The sequence below is a fragment of the Variimorphobacter saccharofermentans genome (assembly GCF_014174405.1).
Lineage (GTDB): Bacteria > Bacillota > Clostridia > Lachnospirales > Lachnospiraceae > Mobilitalea > Mobilitalea saccharofermentans.
The window spans coordinates 2,178,894-2,196,519 of sequence record NZ_JACEGA010000001.1 but is presented as its reverse complement, the minus strand read 5'-3'; the positions used below and the strand labels follow the sequence as shown (position 1 = coordinate 2,196,519).

18 protein-coding genes, 1 tRNA gene and 1 riboswitch are annotated in these 17,626 nt (G+C 36.9%); of the genes, 18 read left to right on the top strand and 1 reads right to left on the bottom strand.

Annotation, left to right across the window (positions count from 1 at the left end; translation table 11 throughout):
* The first annotated feature begins 94 nt into the window (after nucleotides 1–94).
* From H0486_RS09655 to cysK, 9 genes are all read left to right on the top strand, one after another.
* Nucleotides 95–463 (top strand): NusG domain II-containing protein, encoded by a 369-nt coding sequence (locus tag H0486_RS09655; RefSeq protein ID WP_228352805.1) that lies wholly within the window; start codon nucleotides 95–97, stop codon nucleotides 461–463.
* Between the two features lie 82 nt (nucleotides 464–545).
* A complete protein-coding gene (locus H0486_RS09650; RefSeq protein WP_228352804.1) occupies nucleotides 546–1,034 on the top strand; it encodes a Gx transporter family protein in 489 nt (162 codons plus the stop codon).
* A gap of 126 nt (nucleotides 1,035–1,160) precedes the next feature.
* The gene (locus H0486_RS09645) at nucleotides 1,161–1,433 is read left to right on the top strand and encodes a thymidine kinase (protein WP_228352803.1); all 273 of its coding nucleotides are present in this window, start codon (nucleotides 1,161–1,163) and stop codon (nucleotides 1,431–1,433) included.
* Nucleotides 1,434–1,658: 225 nt separating this feature from the next.
* Nucleotides 1,659–2,399: an ATP-binding protein gene (locus H0486_RS09640; RefSeq protein ID WP_228352802.1), complete on the top strand. Its 741-nt coding sequence runs from the start codon at nucleotides 1,659–1,661 to the stop codon at nucleotides 2,397–2,399.
* A gap of 71 nt (nucleotides 2,400–2,470) precedes the next feature.
* Nucleotides 2,471–3,241: a peroxiredoxin gene (locus H0486_RS09635; RefSeq protein WP_228352801.1), complete on the top strand. Its 771-nt coding sequence runs from the start codon at nucleotides 2,471–2,473 to the stop codon at nucleotides 3,239–3,241.
* Nucleotides 3,242–3,330: 89 nt separating this feature from the next.
* A riboswitch (NiCo riboswitch) is annotated at nucleotides 3,331–3,423 on the top strand.
* Between the two features lie 83 nt (nucleotides 3,424–3,506).
* Nucleotides 3,507–6,065, top strand: a complete 2,559-nt coding sequence (locus H0486_RS09630) for a cation-translocating P-type ATPase (protein ID WP_228352800.1) — start codon at nucleotides 3,507–3,509, stop codon at nucleotides 6,063–6,065.
* Nucleotides 6,066–6,153: 88 nt separating this feature from the next.
* The gene (locus H0486_RS09625; protein ID WP_228352799.1) at nucleotides 6,154–6,591 is read left to right on the top strand and encodes an RrF2 family transcriptional regulator; all 438 of its coding nucleotides are present in this window, start codon (nucleotides 6,154–6,156) and stop codon (nucleotides 6,589–6,591) included.
* 298 nt (nucleotides 6,592–6,889) lie between these two features.
* A complete protein-coding gene (locus H0486_RS09620) occupies nucleotides 6,890–8,179 on the top strand; it encodes an O-acetylhomoserine aminocarboxypropyltransferase/cysteine synthase family protein (RefSeq protein ID WP_228352798.1) in 1,290 nt (429 codons plus the stop codon).
* Nucleotides 8,180–8,266: 87 nt separating this feature from the next.
* Nucleotides 8,267–9,199: a cysteine synthase A gene (gene cysK, locus H0486_RS09615; protein WP_228352797.1), complete on the top strand. Its 933-nt coding sequence runs from the start codon at nucleotides 8,267–8,269 to the stop codon at nucleotides 9,197–9,199.
* Between the two features lie 176 nt (nucleotides 9,200–9,375).
* Here the strand turns inward: cysK and H0486_RS09610 are convergent, their stop codons facing one another.
* A complete protein-coding gene (locus H0486_RS09610; protein WP_228352796.1) occupies nucleotides 9,376–9,618 on the bottom strand; it encodes a hypothetical protein in 243 nt (80 codons plus the stop codon).
* A gap of 237 nt (nucleotides 9,619–9,855) precedes the next feature.
* On the opposite strand from H0486_RS09610, the gene H0486_RS09605 reads away from it, so the two are divergent.
* The 9 genes from H0486_RS09605 (at nucleotide 9,856) to H0486_RS09565 (ending at nucleotide 17,599) form a co-directional block, all read left to right on the top strand.
* Nucleotides 9,856–10,713, top strand: a complete 858-nt coding sequence (locus H0486_RS09605) for an N-acetylmuramoyl-L-alanine amidase (RefSeq protein WP_228352795.1) — start codon at nucleotides 9,856–9,858, stop codon at nucleotides 10,711–10,713.
* Between the two features lie 258 nt (nucleotides 10,714–10,971).
* Complete coding sequence (locus H0486_RS09600) at nucleotides 10,972–11,850, top strand: YicC/YloC family endoribonuclease (protein WP_228352794.1); 879 nt, start codon at nucleotides 10,972–10,974, stop codon at nucleotides 11,848–11,850.
* Between the two features lie 24 nt (nucleotides 11,851–11,874).
* Nucleotides 11,875–12,150 (top strand): DUF370 domain-containing protein, encoded by a 276-nt coding sequence (locus tag H0486_RS09595; protein ID WP_267023647.1) that lies wholly within the window; start codon nucleotides 11,875–11,877, stop codon nucleotides 12,148–12,150.
* A 111-nt stretch (nucleotides 12,151–12,261) separates the two neighbouring features.
* Nucleotides 12,262–12,516, top strand: a complete 255-nt coding sequence (gene rpoZ, locus H0486_RS09590; protein WP_228352793.1) for a DNA-directed RNA polymerase subunit omega — start codon at nucleotides 12,262–12,264, stop codon at nucleotides 12,514–12,516.
* A 111-nt stretch (nucleotides 12,517–12,627) separates the two neighbouring features.
* Nucleotides 12,628–13,320, top strand: a complete 693-nt coding sequence (gene lepB, locus H0486_RS09585) for a signal peptidase I (protein ID WP_323163541.1) — start codon at nucleotides 12,628–12,630, stop codon at nucleotides 13,318–13,320.
* Between the two features lie 77 nt (nucleotides 13,321–13,397).
* The gene (holA, locus tag H0486_RS09580) at nucleotides 13,398–14,384 is read left to right on the top strand and encodes a DNA polymerase III subunit delta (RefSeq protein WP_228352792.1); all 987 of its coding nucleotides are present in this window, start codon (nucleotides 13,398–13,400) and stop codon (nucleotides 14,382–14,384) included.
* A gap of 39 nt (nucleotides 14,385–14,423) precedes the next feature.
* Nucleotides 14,424–14,511, top strand: a tRNA-Ser gene (locus tag H0486_RS09575).
* A 200-nt stretch (nucleotides 14,512–14,711) separates the two neighbouring features.
* Complete coding sequence (locus H0486_RS09570) at nucleotides 14,712–15,392, top strand: ABC transporter ATP-binding protein (RefSeq protein WP_228352791.1); 681 nt, start codon at nucleotides 14,712–14,714, stop codon at nucleotides 15,390–15,392.
* Nucleotides 15,393–15,397: 5 nt separating this feature from the next.
* Entirely contained in the window at nucleotides 15,398–17,599 is a 2,202-nt protein-coding gene (locus tag H0486_RS09565; RefSeq protein WP_228352790.1) for an ABC transporter permease, read from the top strand.
* The last annotated feature ends 27 nt before the right edge of the window (nucleotides 17,600–17,626 follow it).

The window sequence follows — 17,626 nt, the reverse complement described above, 5'->3', positions numbered from 1 at the left end:
ACTATTGTCAAGTAACCTTGGTTTGCTACAAATAAATAAGAAAGTAAACGAGTGAATTTGAAGCTTTTAGCCGATGGAAAGGTATGGTTATACTATGATAAAAAAGAACGATTTCATTTTAATAGGGATCGTACTGTTATTAGGACTAGCAGCAATGATCTATTGGAATATAACCAAGGATGAGGGGAGTACTGTTCGAATAACGGTGAATGGCAAGGAATATGACACCTTGAGCTTAAGTGAAAATAAATCCTATACAATCAAAGGAGAGAACGGAGAATGGAACTCCTTTGAGATTAAAGATGGATACGTGGATATGCTTGATGCAAGCTGTCCGGACAAACTCTGTGTTAAGCACAATAAGATTCATTATAACCATGAAACAATCGTCTGCCTCCCGAATAAGGTCGTGATTGAAGTGATAGATGGTAAAGAAAATGATGTGGATATTATCGCACAATAAATAGATACAATGATACATTAAGTTACTTTAAGAATACTATACTGGCACCATATTAACGATGTTCAGAAGAATGGAGAATATAATGAAACCAAAGAAGATTGCAACCTATGGTTTGCTTGTAGCACTTGCATTTATTTTAAGCTATATTGAGTCTTTATTTCTCTTACCAGTACCAGTTCCGGGTATCAAGGTGGGTTTGGCTAATTTAGTAGTAATAACGGCTTTATTTGTAATGGGTGTCAAAGAAGCATTCGTATTATCCATTATTCGTATTATTCTGGTTGGTTTTACCTTCGGAAATCCTTCCACCATGCTATTCAGTCTTGCAGGAGGACTACTTAGCGTAATATTAATGATAATATTTCAAAAGAGTAAAAAACTTAGTATTGTTGGTGTAAGTATTATCGGAGGAGTATCCCATAATATTGGACAAATTCTGATGTCAATCATTATTGTAGATAACATTAATATTGCATATTATCTGCCGATTTTGCTAATATCAGGAGCAATAACCGGAACAGTAATCGGTATATTAGGTTCCATCATTGTAAAAAGATTAAAGGATATTTAATCTTGTGGTAGTATTGAATAATTTGTCCATATATGGTATCATTCAACTATAGAGTTTATTCGGAAATTTTCGTATTTAATACGGTGTTTCGAATAAAATATATTATAATAACATTTTAAGGGAGGATTGTGTTTCGGACTTCGTACGGATTTTCGGACAAGGATGTTTCCCGGAAGTAAAAGACTGCTTGAAATAGCAGACTCCATCACTGAGATCAAGACGATATGCTCCTGCGGGAAGAAAGCTACCGTAAATGTTCGACTGGATGAGAATGGTAATATCATAACCGAAGGAGAGCAGATCTTACTTGGTGGCAATGACCGCTATACAGCAATGTGTTATCAATGCTATATAGAAAAACAGAAGGAGCAAAAGAAGTATCCTAATAACGAAAAATAATCATAAGAACAACCTAATATAATAAATGGTAAGATGTATACTGACTGTTGTAATACGAGTAGGAGCCTTGAATGCATGGCCCTTATTTACTGTTACTTCAGTCAGTTTTTCTCTCTTAAAAGGAATCAGCTAAATCTAATTATAATGTAGCCAAAGCTACACTTTGGTCATTCAGGTTTGCTATAATGGTCTTAAATAAAGAACGCTAATAACCTGGAGGTCAATATGATAAGAAAAATAATAAAAATTAATGAAGATTTGTGTAATGGATGTGGATTGTGTGTAAATGCCTGTCATGAGTCCGCCATAGGGTTAGTAGATGGCAAAGCTAAGCTATTACGGGATGATTATTGTGATGGACTGGGCAATTGCCTCCCGGTATGTCCTACCAATGCAATTAGTTTTGAAGAACGGGAAGCACTGGAATATAACGAGGAAGAGGTACAACGAAATATTCTTCAAAAGCAATTGCAGCAAAACAAGCAGAATGAGGCTAAGGGAACGCAGCATGCATTACAGGGTTGTCCCGGATCCAGAGTAATGAACCTACATCAGAATGAGAAACGAGAGACACTACAGACAAAGACTAAGGAAGCCTCCCCTTCCATGTTAAGACAGTGGCCAGTACAAATTCAACTAGTTCCACCCAATGCACCCTATTTTCAAAATGCCAATTTACTAATCGCAGCAGATTGTACGGCTTATGCATATGCTGATTTTCACTCTTTCATGAAAAACAAGATTACATTAATCGGTTGCCCTAAGCTGGATGAGGTGGATTATTCTGAAAAACTGACACAGATATTAACCATGAATGAGATTAACAGCATAACCATAATTCGTATGGAAGTACCATGCTGTGGTGGAATTGTTCAAGCAGTGAAGATGGCATTATCAAATAGCAATAAGCTGATACCCTGGAGAGTTATCACGATAAGTACCGATGGAAAGGTTTTAGAAGATTAATCAAATACTTTAGTAGCAGCATATCATTCCTTATCATATCATTTATTATAGTACTATATAAGGAGTTTCGTATGGAGGATAATCACGGATACAGGATGCCTCTGATTGGAGATAAAGCACCTTCTTTTCATGCTGTTACGACTCAGGGAGATATCAATTTCCCAGAAGATTATCGGGGGAAATGGGTTATTCTATTTAGCCATCCGGCCGATTTTACACCGGTATGTACAACAGAATTCATGACATTTGCTTCCATGATGAAAGAATTTCAGTTATTAAATACGGAATTAGTTGGATTATCGATTGATTCCATATATTCTCATATAGCCTGGCTTAGAAAGATCAGAGAGCTTGCCTGGAAGGATATGAAGCATATTGACGTTACTTTTCCGCTTATTGCAGATATTTCTATGGAGATTGCAAGAAAATACGGGATGCTGCATCCTGGTTATTCGGGAACGCAGACGGTAAGAGCAGTATATATCATTGACCCTGATGGGATCATTCGTGCTATATTATATTATCCTGCTACAACAGGAAGAAACATGAATGAGTTAAAACGGATGATAATTGCTCTACAGAAGGCAGATTGTGAGAAAGTAGCTACACCAGCAAACTGGGCTCCGGGTGATGACGTAATTCTTCCAGCACCCGGTAGCTGTAATGCTGCAAGGGAACGTGTGGAGCAGATTCAGAATGATACCTATTGTTTGGATTGGTTTCTATGCTTTAAGCAATCAAACAATGCTCCATGTAGTAATCCTTATGAGCCGGAAGGAATACCATATCCCTCGGCCCATGCACGTCATCGGATAAATTACCGAAGATACCAAGATTTATAAAATGAATATTTTGTAACCATGATGTCAGTCTCGCATAAGATGAAGTATAGAAATCACCTTGCACTGCATAGGCACTTATCTGCCAATCTACAGTACAATCTGATCAGGCGACGTAATTTTACCGGATTATCGTGCGGCCGGGCTGACATTCAGCAACAGGATATTATGCCTGTGGGACAGTAGTTTACTCTATGTGTTCCGCAGGCATTTTCTGTTTGCGGACACATTTGCCATATGCATTGCCTTTATCTTAGGAGGTAACGTCATGGATCAAAGTGGTTTAACATGGAAGGAAGTAGATACTCTACAACAAAGATACGGCAAGAATGAGATTACTAAGAACAACAAAGGTAGAATTCGTCAAAGAGTGAAACACATATTATCAGAACCAATTTATGTTTTATTAGCTTTTTCTGCTGTTATTTATTTTATATTGGGTGAATCGGTTGAAGGAGCAGTCATGATTGCATTTGTTATATTGGTAATCGGAATAGATGTGTTACAGGATGTCAGAACAGGTAACACATTAAGTAAATTAAGAGAGATAACTTCACCGAAGGTGCGGGTAATCCGGGAAGGTACAGAATTCTTAATTTCCAGTACAGAGCTGGTGCCCGGAGATGTTATACGAATAACAGAAGGAATGAAAATACCAGCGGATGGATATTTAGTAGAAGCCAATGGACTTTGTATTGATGAGAGTATTCTAACTGGAGAATCAGTAGGAATATTAAAATATGCAATAACTTCAAGACATGAGGAGGCTATGCATGATACATTCTTTTATCAAAGGAATTATTGTTATTCGGGAACCTGCGTTATATTGGGGAGTGGAATTCTGATTGTTGATAAAATAGGAGATCATACGGAATACGGTAAAATAGCAGAGGAACTTAAGAAAGAGAGCTTCGAAAATTCATTATTACAGAAGCAAATGAGAAGACTGGCGAAACAGTGTACTATATTTGCGAGTGTACTCTTTATTCTGGTTGGATTAGCCACCTTTTATAATCTTACGGAAGGGGCAATAATGGAACGGATCATCCATAGTGCACTTGCTGGAATTGTATTGGCTTTATCCATGGTTCCTGGTGAATTTCCGGTAATTATGACTGTATTTTTCTCCATGGGAGCCTTAAGGCTGGCAAGGAAAAATACATTAATTCGACACTTACCTTCTGTTGAGACATTGGGTGCCATCTCTGCATTATGTATGGATAAGACAGGTACGATTACTCAAAACAAAATGCAGGTTTCGGATTGTTATATCAATAGACAGTCGGGAGGAAGATTCTGCAAGGCGTTGGCTGTGGCTTGCAAGACTGGAACCTGTGATCCTTTGGAAAAAGCCTTACTGGATTTTGGTGATCAACTTTGCTATCAATGCAAAGAGAAGGAGACGGGGTTAAAAGCTTGTAATATTATTGAAAATAAGCCCGTACTGATAAAGGAATATCCATTTACCAATGAATTAAAAGCCATGGGACAGGTATGGCAGGAGGAGAATCATTTCGTAATTGTAGCGAAGGGATCTCCGGAGACAATTCTTTCTCTATGTAATCTATATAAGGATTTGGAATCAGAAGTGAAGAATGTAATTCGAAAGTTTACTGGAAGAGGACTTAGAGTAATTGCGGTGGCGGATAGAACGACTTCTAATATGGAGGACATTCCAGAAAACCTTTTGGAATGTCGGTTATTCCTGCGAGGCATCATCGGCCTGAATGATCCGCCAAGGGACAATATTAAAAGGGATATAGGGGTATGTAAGAAGGCAGGGATTCGTATTGTCATGATTACCGGAGATCATCCGAATACGGCGTCTGAGATTGCAAAACAGGTAGGTATCACGAGTGAATTAAAGGTAATGACGGGTGATGAATTATCAAAATTGAATGATATGGAATTAAGAGAAAAGGTAAAGGAATGTAATATATATGCCAGAGTTCTGCCGCTTCATAAGATGAGAATTGTAAAAGCTTTGAAGGAGAATGGATATGTTGTTGCGATGACAGGGGATGGAGTCAATGATTCGCCTGCTCAAAAGATGGCTGATATAGGGATTGCTATGGGAAAGGACGGGAATGAGGTATGCAGAGAAGCGGCTGATGTAATTTTACTGGATGATAATTTTCCAACAGTATTGGGAGCAATTGAAGATGGAAGACGTATCTACCAAAATATCATCAAAGCAATTTGCTATGTATTAACGATTCATATACCTATTGCACTTATTTCTTTTGTTGTACCTTTATTAAAAATATCTCCGGATTCTTTAATGCTACTTCCATTGCATATTGTATTGCTGGAACTTGTCATGAATCCAACCTGTTCGATTACTCTGGAACGATTACCAGCTGAAGAAACCATTATGAACAAGCCTCCTAGAAACATAAATGAAAGATTGCTTTCACCCAGTCGGTTTATGAGATGTATTCTTCAAGGAATTATAATTTTTATTGCTTCATTTGGGTTGTTCTATTATTTGCTAAAGAATGGTGCGTCACCGGAGGTTGCCAGAACATCAGGCTTTACCGTACTGGTATTATCGAATATTTTTCTTGTTTCAGTAAACAGCTCGGATACTGAATCCATCATAAGAACTTTGCTGAATACAAGGAAGGATAAAGTAATATGGGTAGTTAATTTTATCATAGTATTATCATTGTGTGTAATGGTATATAGTCCGATTAATCAATATCTGCGTCTGGCACCCTTACCACCACGTTACGTGTTTTATGTATTAGTCATAGCACTTTTAGCAGTGATTTGGTATGAAATTTATAAATTGATGAAAAGAGTATTGATCAAATATTTTATATAAAAAACAATAAATAAATAGAGATAGTTGAATTCCTATTAAACTTATAGTATTATAGTGGTATAAAATGAGAAACGAAGGAGGTAATGCCATGAAAATATCGACAAAGGGAAGATACGCCTTAAGACTTATGCTTGATCTTGCTGTCAATAATACCGGAGAGTATATCACAATTAAAAGCATAGCAGCAAGACAGGAAATATCAGAAAAGTATCTGGAGCAAATTATATCGTTATTAAATCGTGCGGGCTATGTAAGAAGTGTTCGAGGAGCCCAAGGTGGTTATAGATTGGCTAAGGATCCATCTGAATATACTGTAGGTATGATTCTTCGATTAACAGAAGGGAGTCTTGCTCCCATTGATTGCCTTGATGATGAACTGCAAGAGTGTAATCGACAAAGTAGTTGTGTTACTAAGTTTGTCTGGAAGGAATTGTATGATGCCATTACTTCAGTAGTCGATCGTATTACCTTACAAGATCTCGTTGACAAACAGATGAGTATGGTACCTTTTGATTATTCTATTTAAGCAAGGAATTTACCACAGTCACAGAGAAGAACAGATTAGGATGTAGGAAGAATATAATCCGTTATGGAAATATTTCTACACACATCATATCTGTTCTTCTTCAGTACTTAGACATGATCTAAAAAATTTAGCAAATATTTCTTGACAAATAGAAATAAGAGAGATATGATTATTACAATCTATTAATTCATACTAATACAGTATGAATACTAGAAATAAGAAATTGATATCAATAAAACATTGCAAAAAGGTTGAAAATACTACAATCAACCTGTCTACGGCAGAATGGAGGTTCAATATGGCATATGAAAAAAAGTTAAGATTTGAAACATTACAGCTACATGCAGGTCAAGAGAATCCGGACAGCGCAACAGGAGCAAGAAGTGTTCCGATTTATCAGACGTCATCCTATGTATTTGCTAATTCAGCACAAGCAGAAGGCAGATTTAACTTAAGCGAAGGCGGTAATATTTACACCAGATTAATGAATCCCACCTCCGATGTATTTGAACAAAGAATTGCAGCTTTGGAGGGAGGAGTTGCTGCTCTCGCAACCTCATCAGGAGCGGCAGCAATCACATATGCTATTCAGAATATTGCACATGCCGGTGATCATATTGTATCTGCACAAACAGTGTATGGAGGTACATACAATCTATTTGCTCATACGCTGACAGATTTCGGAATTACAACTACTTTTGTTAATCCGGATGATACCAATAACTTTGAAAAAGCGATTCAAGATAATACAAAGGCTATTTTTATAGAAAGCTTGGGAAATCCGAACTCTAACGTTATTGATATTGAGAAAGTGGCAGCAATTGCACATAAGCACGGTATCCCTTTGATTGTTGATAATACCTTTGCTACTCCCTATTTATTACGTCCAATAGAGTATGGAGCGGACGTGGTAGTACATTCTGCAACTAAATTTATTGGAGGTCATGGTACCACTATTGGTGGAGTGATTATTGACAGTGGTAAATTTGATTGGGAAGCATCAGGAAAGTTCCCGTCTCTTACAGAACCAAATCCTAGTTATCATGGAGTACAATTCACAAAAGCAGTCGGCAATTTAGCATATATTATTAAAATCAGAGTAACATTAATGAGAGACACTGGTTCTACAATCAGTCCTTTCCATTCCTTTTTATTCTTGCAAGGCTTGGAGACTCTTTCATTAAGAGTGGAAAGACATGTGGAGAATGCATTAAAGGTTGTGGAGTATCTCAATAAACATCCAAAGGTACTAAAGGTAAACCATCCATCATTGCCGGATAATCCATATAATGAGCTGTATCAACGTTATTTCCCCAATGGTGCAGGATCAATTTTTACCTTTGAAATAGATGGAAATGCAGATGATGCAAAAGCATTTATTGATCACCTGCAGATTTTCTCATTGTTAGCGAATGTAGCGGATGTTAAATCACTGGTGATCCACCCAGCAAGTACTACCCATTCTCAAATGAATGCGGAGGAACTGGAGGCTTCCGGAATAAAGCCTAATACCATTCGATTATCCATAGGAACGGAGCATATCGACGACATCATTGAAGATCTGGAGCAGGCATTTAATGAGAAATAGTTGAGTTTGAACATTATAGCTGAGTAAACTTATAATAAGAAGTAATAATATGTATGGAATTTTATTTAGAAAGGTAGGTAATATTTTATGGCGAACATTAAGAAAAAAATTACAGAATTAGTTGGAAAGACTCCTTTATTGGAACTGGTAAACTATAACAAGAGTCAAGGCTTATCAGCTACAATTATTGCAAAACTGGAATATTTCAATCCAGGAGGTAGTGTAAAGGATCGCATTGCTAAGAAAATGATAGAGGAAGCATTGAAGAGTGGCCAAATTAACCAGGACACAGTTATTATTGAACCCACTAGTGGTAATACCGGTATCGGATTAGCAAGTGTATGTGCAAGCTATGGCTTAAAATTAATCATTACAATGCCGGAAACAATGAGTATTGAGCGTAGAACTCTAATGAAAGCATATGGTGCAGAGCTTATCCTTACGGAAGGAACCAAAGGAATGAAGGGAGCTATCGAGAAGGCGAAAGAATTGAATGAAAGTACACCGAATAGCTTCATCCCTTCACAATTTGAAAATCCGAACAATCCGAAGGTACATGAGGAGACTACTGGTGTAGAAATATGGGAGGACACCGATGGAGATGTTGATATCCTAGTAGCAGGAATTGGTACTGGTGGTACCATATCCGGTGTTGGAGCATACTTAAAATCTAAGAATCCAAATGTAAAGGTGGTTGCAGTAGAACCTGCTGATTCTCCTGTTTTATCACAAGGTCGACCAGGAGCACATAAGATTCAGGGAATCGGTGCTGGGTTTGTACCAAACACACTCAATACGAAAATCTATGATGAAATTATTACCGTTACAAATGAGGATGCATTTGAAACTGGCAGAGTAATTGCTAAAAAGGAAGGTGTTCTGGTAGGTATCTCCTCTGGAGCAGCACTTTGGGCAGCAACACAGGTGGCAAAAAGATCTGAGAACTCTGGTAAGAAAATTGTGGTTATATTACCTGATACCGGAGAAAGATATTTATCCACTGTAATGTTTGCTGAATAGTAATTTTATTCATGATAATTGATAGTTAATAAGACATACTTTCTATTATTTAAGGCACTCAGCAGTTCTTTTAAATCGCTGTTAACAGCGGGAAGAACAGTAGAGTGCCTTACTTTATTACAACTATATTCGATTTGCTAATATCTTATATAACTTAAGTGATTATCAAAAATTTCTTAACGATTTCGATTAGAAGTTAAAAACATTGCATTATCGTAATCTTTTTGATGTACATATAAATAATAATGAACGGAAAATTTTGAAGCTTGTCCGAAGGATCCCAATACGGCTCTATGACGGTAGTTATTTATCATTTTATAATCATATCGAATTCCTGCATTCGCAAGGGACGATTTTAGTTCACTGAACTCTTTTAATGAATATCCGTTATATAATTCAACTCTATTCCAAAACATCATACAAATCACCTTTTCTTTCTTATATCTTTACTATCAGTTATATCAAATGGTTATCCATATCTTTCAAGTAATCCCTTCTTAGAAATTCCTTTACAATATTATACTATTCACATGAAGAGGGTTCAAATTAAGTTTCAATTAGAATTACTCATTCTCAGATGGATTTGATGGCAACTTTTTATATCAGAGTTCATATAATGAAAAGAACACCATTGGGATTATTGGGGATGAATAATTATGTCAAAAATATTGGGGTGCACCTGCAGACTGGAAGGGATAAGAATATCACCCTACAAATTTAAACCATTTCAATTGGAGAATGAAAGGGTAAGAATTGTGATTGAACCTGGTCATGGTGGAGAGGACACCGGAATAGTATATAAGGATCGCATGGAAAAGAATGAAAATCTGAAATTGGCTTTAGCAGTTGGTGAGATCTTAAGTAATTATGGTGTAGAGGTGATTTATACAAGAACTACTGATGTTTCACAAACTGATGAAGAAATACAGAATATCATAGAGACATCAGAGGGAAATCTTTATCTCGGTATTCACAGAGTCCCTAATGTCGGGATCCCCCCATATCCAGGAACAGAAGTAATTATAGTAAATCCAAGCGAAATGGAAAAGCTTGCTTCCAGAAATATTAATTTTGAATTAGAGAATATGGGGTACAATAATTTAGGTATTATTCAGGTTTCGGACAATCTTGATGTAGAACAACATAATACAATTCCAAGTATAAATCTTATATTAGGAGTATTCGGCCCCAATCATCAAAATCTGGACTATGATGAAAAATTTGAAGAAACAGCCCAGGCCATTGCCCATGGGATATTAAAGACGTTTCAATTACAAGCCCAGAATCTTGGATTAGATTACCGATATCGCGTACAGGTAGGATTATTTCGAGACTACAATAATGCATTAAACCTTTTAAACCGATTATTATATGAAGGATATCAGGCAGAGATTGTCAGACAGGGAGATTTTTATTCAATACAGGTTGGTAATTTCTCCAATTTGGATGAGGCAGCTGATTTAGAACGAAGACTTCGATCACAGGGATATGATACGCTATTAATTGCAGTATAAATATGGATGATATAGGTAGTCTTAACCTAATCTATAACGGAGTATTTGCACCCGTCGTACTTGGATTTTATCCATTAGAGTCCTATGTACTATTTACGCGGTGCAAAACTGCGTTCAGTACAATTCACTTATTGACTTGTCATACTATTTCATTTATAATTAATTGAATATAATATTTGAGTTTATATGTGAATTAAGAATACTTCTTATATGGCAGATTAAGCTACCATGTAGATTAAATGAGAGAGTGAAGCCCTTATGTTAAAAAGTATGACAGGCTTTGGGAGAAGTGAGATTGCTGATGAAAACCGTAAAATTACAGTAGAAATGAAAGCGGTAAATCACAGATATTGTGATATTTCTATTAAACTCCCGAAAAAACTTAGCTTTTTTGAGGCAGGAATCCGAAATGTATTAAAGCAATATATCGGAAGAGGTAAGATAGATATTTTTATTACATACGAAGATTATACAGAAAATAATGTATGTGTAAAATATAATGCAGATTTAGCAAGAGACTATTTTGAGAATCTTGACAAGATGAGCAAAGAATTTGGAATTGAGAATGACATCCGTGTTTCGACGTTATCAAGATATCCGGAAGTATTTACGCTGGAAGAACAAACGATTGATGAAAAGGAGCTGTGGACCCTGGTTGAAGAAGCGGTCAGAACAGCTGCAGGCAAATTTGTTGAAACTCGAATTACTGAAGGAGAACGTCTGAAAGAGGATATGATCGCGAAGCTGGATGGTATGCTCCACCTGGTTGATAAGATTGAAAGCAGAGCACCGGATATTGTGACCGAGTACCGAAATAAGCTTTTAAATAAGGTGGCAGAATTATTAGGTGATACAAAGATAGATGAAAGTATCCTGGCAACTGAGGTTACCATATTTGCTGATAAAATATGTGTGGACGAAGAGACTGTTCGACTTAGAAGTCATATCCTTACTATGAAGGATACCCTGAACGATAGTGATAATATCGGTAGAAAGCTTGATTTTATCGCTCAGGAAATGAACCGAGAAGCCAATACTATTCTATCAAAGGCAAATGATCTTGAAGTTACTAATTGGGCTATTGATTTAAAAACAGAAATCGAAAAGGTTCGTGAACAAATCCAGAATATCGAATAGATAAGTTTGAAATGAGGAATAACTTTGAGTAAGCTAGTGAATGTGGGATTTGGAAATGTTGTAAATAGTAGTAAAATTATTAGTATTATCAGCCCGGAAGCCGCTCCTATTAAGCGGATGGTACAGTCAGCTAAGGACAGTGGGATGGCAATTGATGCCACCTGTGGTAGAAGAACGAAAGCAGTGATTGTCACGGAAAGTGGTCATCTGATATTATCTTCATTACTTCCCGAAACCATAGCCGGGCGGGTTAATCAAAAGGATAATTCGGATTTTTCAGAGAATGGATTAACAGATTAATTTTATTTACAATAGAGCAAAATGATAATTCTTCAAATATAGTTTTAACTTATTTGATTAGTGATAATATGATTCATAATAAAATGTATACAACTGGAAGGAGATATGAATATGTTACATCCATCATATAACGATTTAATGAAAATAGTAAACAGCGAGGTGGAGCCAGGAGAACAGCCTGTAGTTAACAGTCGATACTCCATCGTTATTGCAACTGCGAGAAGAGCAAGACAGATTATTGACGGTGCACAACCAATGGTTGATGTTGTATATCCGAAGCCTTTGTCAATTGCAGTGGAAGAATTATACCAATCAAAAGTAAAAATTGTTGGTGATGATGAGAAAAAGGATGAGTCTGCTTCGTAATATTGTCGTAAAAGGATAACGAATTCATTAGCACTTTCATATCAGTAAGTATGAAGGTGCTTTATCGTGTATAGGCAATATACCAAAAAGGTATGGAAAGGAAGTTATAGCATGGCTTTAGAACCAGAGGAAAGCGTAAAAATGGATGGAGATTATGAAACTAATACAGCAATCTCATATGAAGATAGCTACCTGTCTGATTCTGAGATATTTGAGGACGGAATAGAAGCTTCTGATGCTGATTTACAATCCGAAAATGCAAAGGAAAAGAAAAGTAATATGGCAGGGATTGTATATGATTTAATTTTCTACGCTATGCTCATATTTATCTGTGTATATATCGTTCCTAATTTTGTTCTACAAAGAACAATTGTTGATGGCTCCTCCATGGCGGATACTTTATTAAACGGAGAACAATTATATGTAGAGAAATTGTCCTACCGCTTCGATGCATTGGATCGTTTTGATATCATAGTATTTTATCCCTATGGTCGTGATAATGAAGAATATTATGTAAAGCGAATCATCGGCTTGCCAGGAGAAACAGTGCAGATTATTGATAGTAAGATTTACATTAATGGTGAAATTTTAGAAGAAAACTATGGTAAAGAACCTATTGAAGATCCTGGCAGGGCAGCACAGCCAATTACTCTTGCTGATGATGAATATTTTGTAATGGGTGATAACCGTAATGTAAGTAAGGATAGCCGGACAGAAGAGGTTGGCAATGTAAAAAAAGAGAATATTGGAGGCCGAGCTATATTAAGGATTTTACCGTTAAAACGGTTTGGTACCATTGATTAATTTCTATATTTAGCTATTGCATTTTACATAGGAATTAGGTAGAATAAATAATGTTCGAATAAACGGGAGTAGTGCATATGAAGGTCATCAAAGAACATATTCGTACCGGAAGCTTCAAATCTTACTATTTATTATATGGCAGTGAAGATTATTTAAAAAAGCTATACAGGGATAAATTGAAGAATGCGATATTGAAGGATGACTCTGATATGAATTTTTCTTACTTTGAGGGAAGGGATGTGGATCCCGACAAAGTATCACAGATAGCTCAGACATTACCCTTTTTTAGTGATTACAGGTTAATCATTATTGAGAACAGCGGGCTGTTTAAAGCGCAAAGCGAGTTAAGTGGACTAATTGCCGACATTCCCGCAAGTACCATCATTCTTTTTGTGGAATCAGAGATTGACAAACGTAATAAATTGTATAAATTTGTGAAAGACCATGGTACTGTGTCTGAAATGAATGGTCTGGATGAAAAGAACCTGAAGCTCTTTGTTATATCCCTGCTGGATGCCGAAGGGAAACGAATTTCGGAATCAACCGTTCTTTATTTGCTTGATAAAACCGGAACCGATATGGTTAATATTGCAAATGAAGTTCAAAAGCTTATTAGCTACACATTAAATAAGGATATCATTTTACCTGAGGATATTGATGCTGTGATTACGACTCAGGTCAGTGGTAAAATCTTTCAGATGATTGATGCCATAGGTAATCAACAACCCGATAAGGCTCTTGAACTATATTATGATCTTCTTTCAGTAAGAGAGAAGCCAATGTCCATACTTTACTTAATAATCAGGCATTTCAACATCTTATTACAAGCCAAGGAGTTACAAACATTGGGATTTCCATCCTCTAATATGAGTGAGAAGCTTGGCGTTCCTCCCTTTGCGGTTAGTAAATATCTTGGACAGTCCAGAAATTTCACGATAAAACAATTAAAGAATGCTTTGGAATTCGGAACAGATATTGAGGAACAGATTAAAACAGGCAGAATGTTAGAAAAAATCGGGGTAGAATTATTTATCTTAACTTTCAGCAAGAAGCAAGGTAGATAACAACAATATCCTTATGGATGTTATTGTCATTATAAATATGGAAGCGTATCGAAGTGGTCATAACGGCCCTGACTCGAAATCAGGTAGTCCCTAACGGGGCTCGTGGGTTCGAATCCCACCGCTTCCGTTAACTAAAGTGCAGTCGTAATAATCGATTGCACTTTTTTTATTCATTACAATAGTAAGTTCGCAAAGTATACTTTCTAATGTTGATGAAAAATACCATAAATGGTAATATGAGGATATAAGTAAATCTGATAGGTCCAGTGACAATTTACTATATCATAATGAATAGTGAATAATATGTATTCAATACTAGGGGGTATTATGGAAATTCTAAAATGTGAAAATATCAGAAAGGTATATGGTTCAGGTGAAAACAAGGTAGTTGCTTTAGATAAAATAGAACTGTCCGTTGAAAAAGGGGAATTTGTCGCAATCGTAGGTGCATCTGGTTCAGGGAAATCTACACTTTTACATATTCTAGGCAGTGTAGATCAGCCAACAGAAGGAAAAGTAGTGATTGATGGAACGGATATTTCTAATATGAATAGAACGCAGGCAGCTATTTTTCGGCGTAGAAAGATAGGGTTGGTTTATCAATTTTATAATTTGATTCCAACGCTTACTATCCGAAAGAATATTCTTATGCCACTTTTACTAGATAGGAAAAAGCATGATCAGGAATACTTTGAACAGGTGGTAAATACACTGGGCATAGCGAACAAACTGGAAGCTCTTCCAAATCAATTATCCGGTGGACAACAGCAGCGTGTGGCTATTGCAAGATCCTTGATTTATCGTCCAGCTATTCTACTTGCTGATGAACCTACTGGTAATCTGGATCAGAAGAATTCAAAAGAAATTATAGATATGCTGAAAATATCCAACCGTAACTTAGAGCAAACCATTTTATTAGTTACTCATGATGAGAGAATGGCGCAGGAAGCAGATCGTGTTGTGACGATTGAGGATGGACACATTACCAGTGATCAGAAACGGGGGTAAGTAAAATGTGGAAAGATTATTCAATAAGCTTTATAAAGAATAACCGATCTTCCAGTGTGTCAATTATAGTGGCGGCTCTCATCTCCAGTCTGTTTTTATCTTTTCTGTCCAGCCTGTTTTATAATGCCTGGATGTATGAGGTCGAACAGATTATTTTGGAGGAAGGGGATTGGCAGGGACGTATTACCGGAGATTTAGATGAGGAGGATTTACTCACCATAAAGAATACTGCCAACGTAGAAAGAACAGTCATTAATGAAAAGTTATCAAAAGAACAGGAATTAGTGGTAGATGTTTACTTTCGAAATCCAAGGACGATTTTTCAGGATATGCCATTGATTATTGAACAGCTGGGTTTAGAAGATGATGCGGCCACATATCATTTGTTACTTTTGTCCAGGTATTTTATTCATGACCCACAGGACGAAGAACCCCCGCTTTTGTTAGCGTTTTATCTGGCTGTACTGATATTTGTCTCATTTTCCCTGATTTTGGTTATCCGCAATTCCTTTGCGGTTTCCATGAGTGCGAGAATTCATCAGTTCGGTATTTTATCCAGTATTGGAGCCACACCAAGACAAATTATGATTTGTCTGATTCAGGAGGCAGCCATACTTTGTGCGGTACCGATTTTGCTTGGCAATTTCATGGGAATAGCTCTCAGTATGGGGGTATATAAAGGAGCCAATTTAATCGCAGCGAATGTGGTGGGACGGCATGTAGCGATTTTTCACTATCATCCTGCAGTATTTGCGATTGCCATCCTGTCCTCTGTTATAACAGTATTTTTCTCCGCGTGGCTACCTGCAAGAAAGCTAAGCAAGCTAACACCGCTGGAAGCCGTCCGTAATTTGGGAGAATTACAGTTAAAAAAGAAAAAGAATTCCCGCATTTTATCATTGCTATTTGGAATTGAAGGGGAGTTAGCGGGAAATGCATTGAAGGCACAGAAAAAAGCTCTACGTACTTCTACGATATCCCTGACACTTTCTTTTCTTGGCTTTACTATGATGTTATGTTTTTTTGCCCTTATGGGCATCAGTACAAAACATACCTATTTTGAAAGATATCAGGATGCATGGGACGTAATGGTAACAATAAAAGAAACAAAGATAGAAAATTTTGGACTGACTATGGATTTACATGAACTGGAGGGAGTAAGAAATTGCATTGTGTATCAGAAAGCAGAGGCTGTCACTCCTATATCAGAGGAATGGCAAAGTGAGGAGTTGAGAACATTAGGCGGTCTGGGTATTTTTACGGAGACATCAGCTTCCAAGGAGGCAGATACATGTTGGGTAAAGTCTTCGGTTGTCATAATGGATGATGCTGGATTTACAAATTATTGTGAGCAAATCGGTATAGTACCCCGGCTTGACGGGACAGTCATTTTAAATCAAATATGGGACAGTTTGAATAGTAATTTTCGCTATAAAAGATATATTCCCTATGTGAAGGAAGACAGAGAGACAATCATCTTGCAGAATGAGGTAAAAGAGGGAGAAACAGTTGATATTCCTGTGATTGCTTATACTCAGAAGGTTCCTGCTTTGAGGGAAGAGTATGACAATTATACCATGGTGCAGTTTATTCCAGTGTCATTATGGAAGAAAATATCGGGGAAGATAGAAGGTGTTGAAGCAGATACCTACATCCGAATACTTTCCAGAGAAGGGGCCACAATTGATGAATTGGATGCACTGGAAGAAGACATATCACTGCTAGTAGGTCCGGCGTATGAAACTGAAATCGAGAACCGGATTGAGAATAAGATTACAAATGATAAGATGATAGGTGGTTATAAACTGATGATAGTTGCGCTTTGTTCCTTACTTGCGGCTATCGGAATCTCAAATGTTTTTTCCAATACATTAGGGCTTCTGCGACAAAGAAAACGGGAATTTGCCCAGTATTTGTCCGTGGGACTGACACCGGAGGGCTTGCGGAAAATGTTTTGTATAGAAGCGATGGTTATTGCTGGACGTCCGCTTTTGATTACGCTGCCTTTAACGGTGATATTTGTTGTATTCGCAATCAATGCGAGTTATTTAAATCCAATGGAATTCTTAGTAGAAGCCCCGATTGTTCCAGCTATAATATTTAGTCTAACTATCTTTGGTTTTGTAGCACTAGCCTATTATTTTGGAGGAAAAAAGATGTTTAAATACAGTTTGATTGATGTATTGCGTGATGATACTTCGGTATAAAAGGAGCTTAATACCCATTCGTGGATT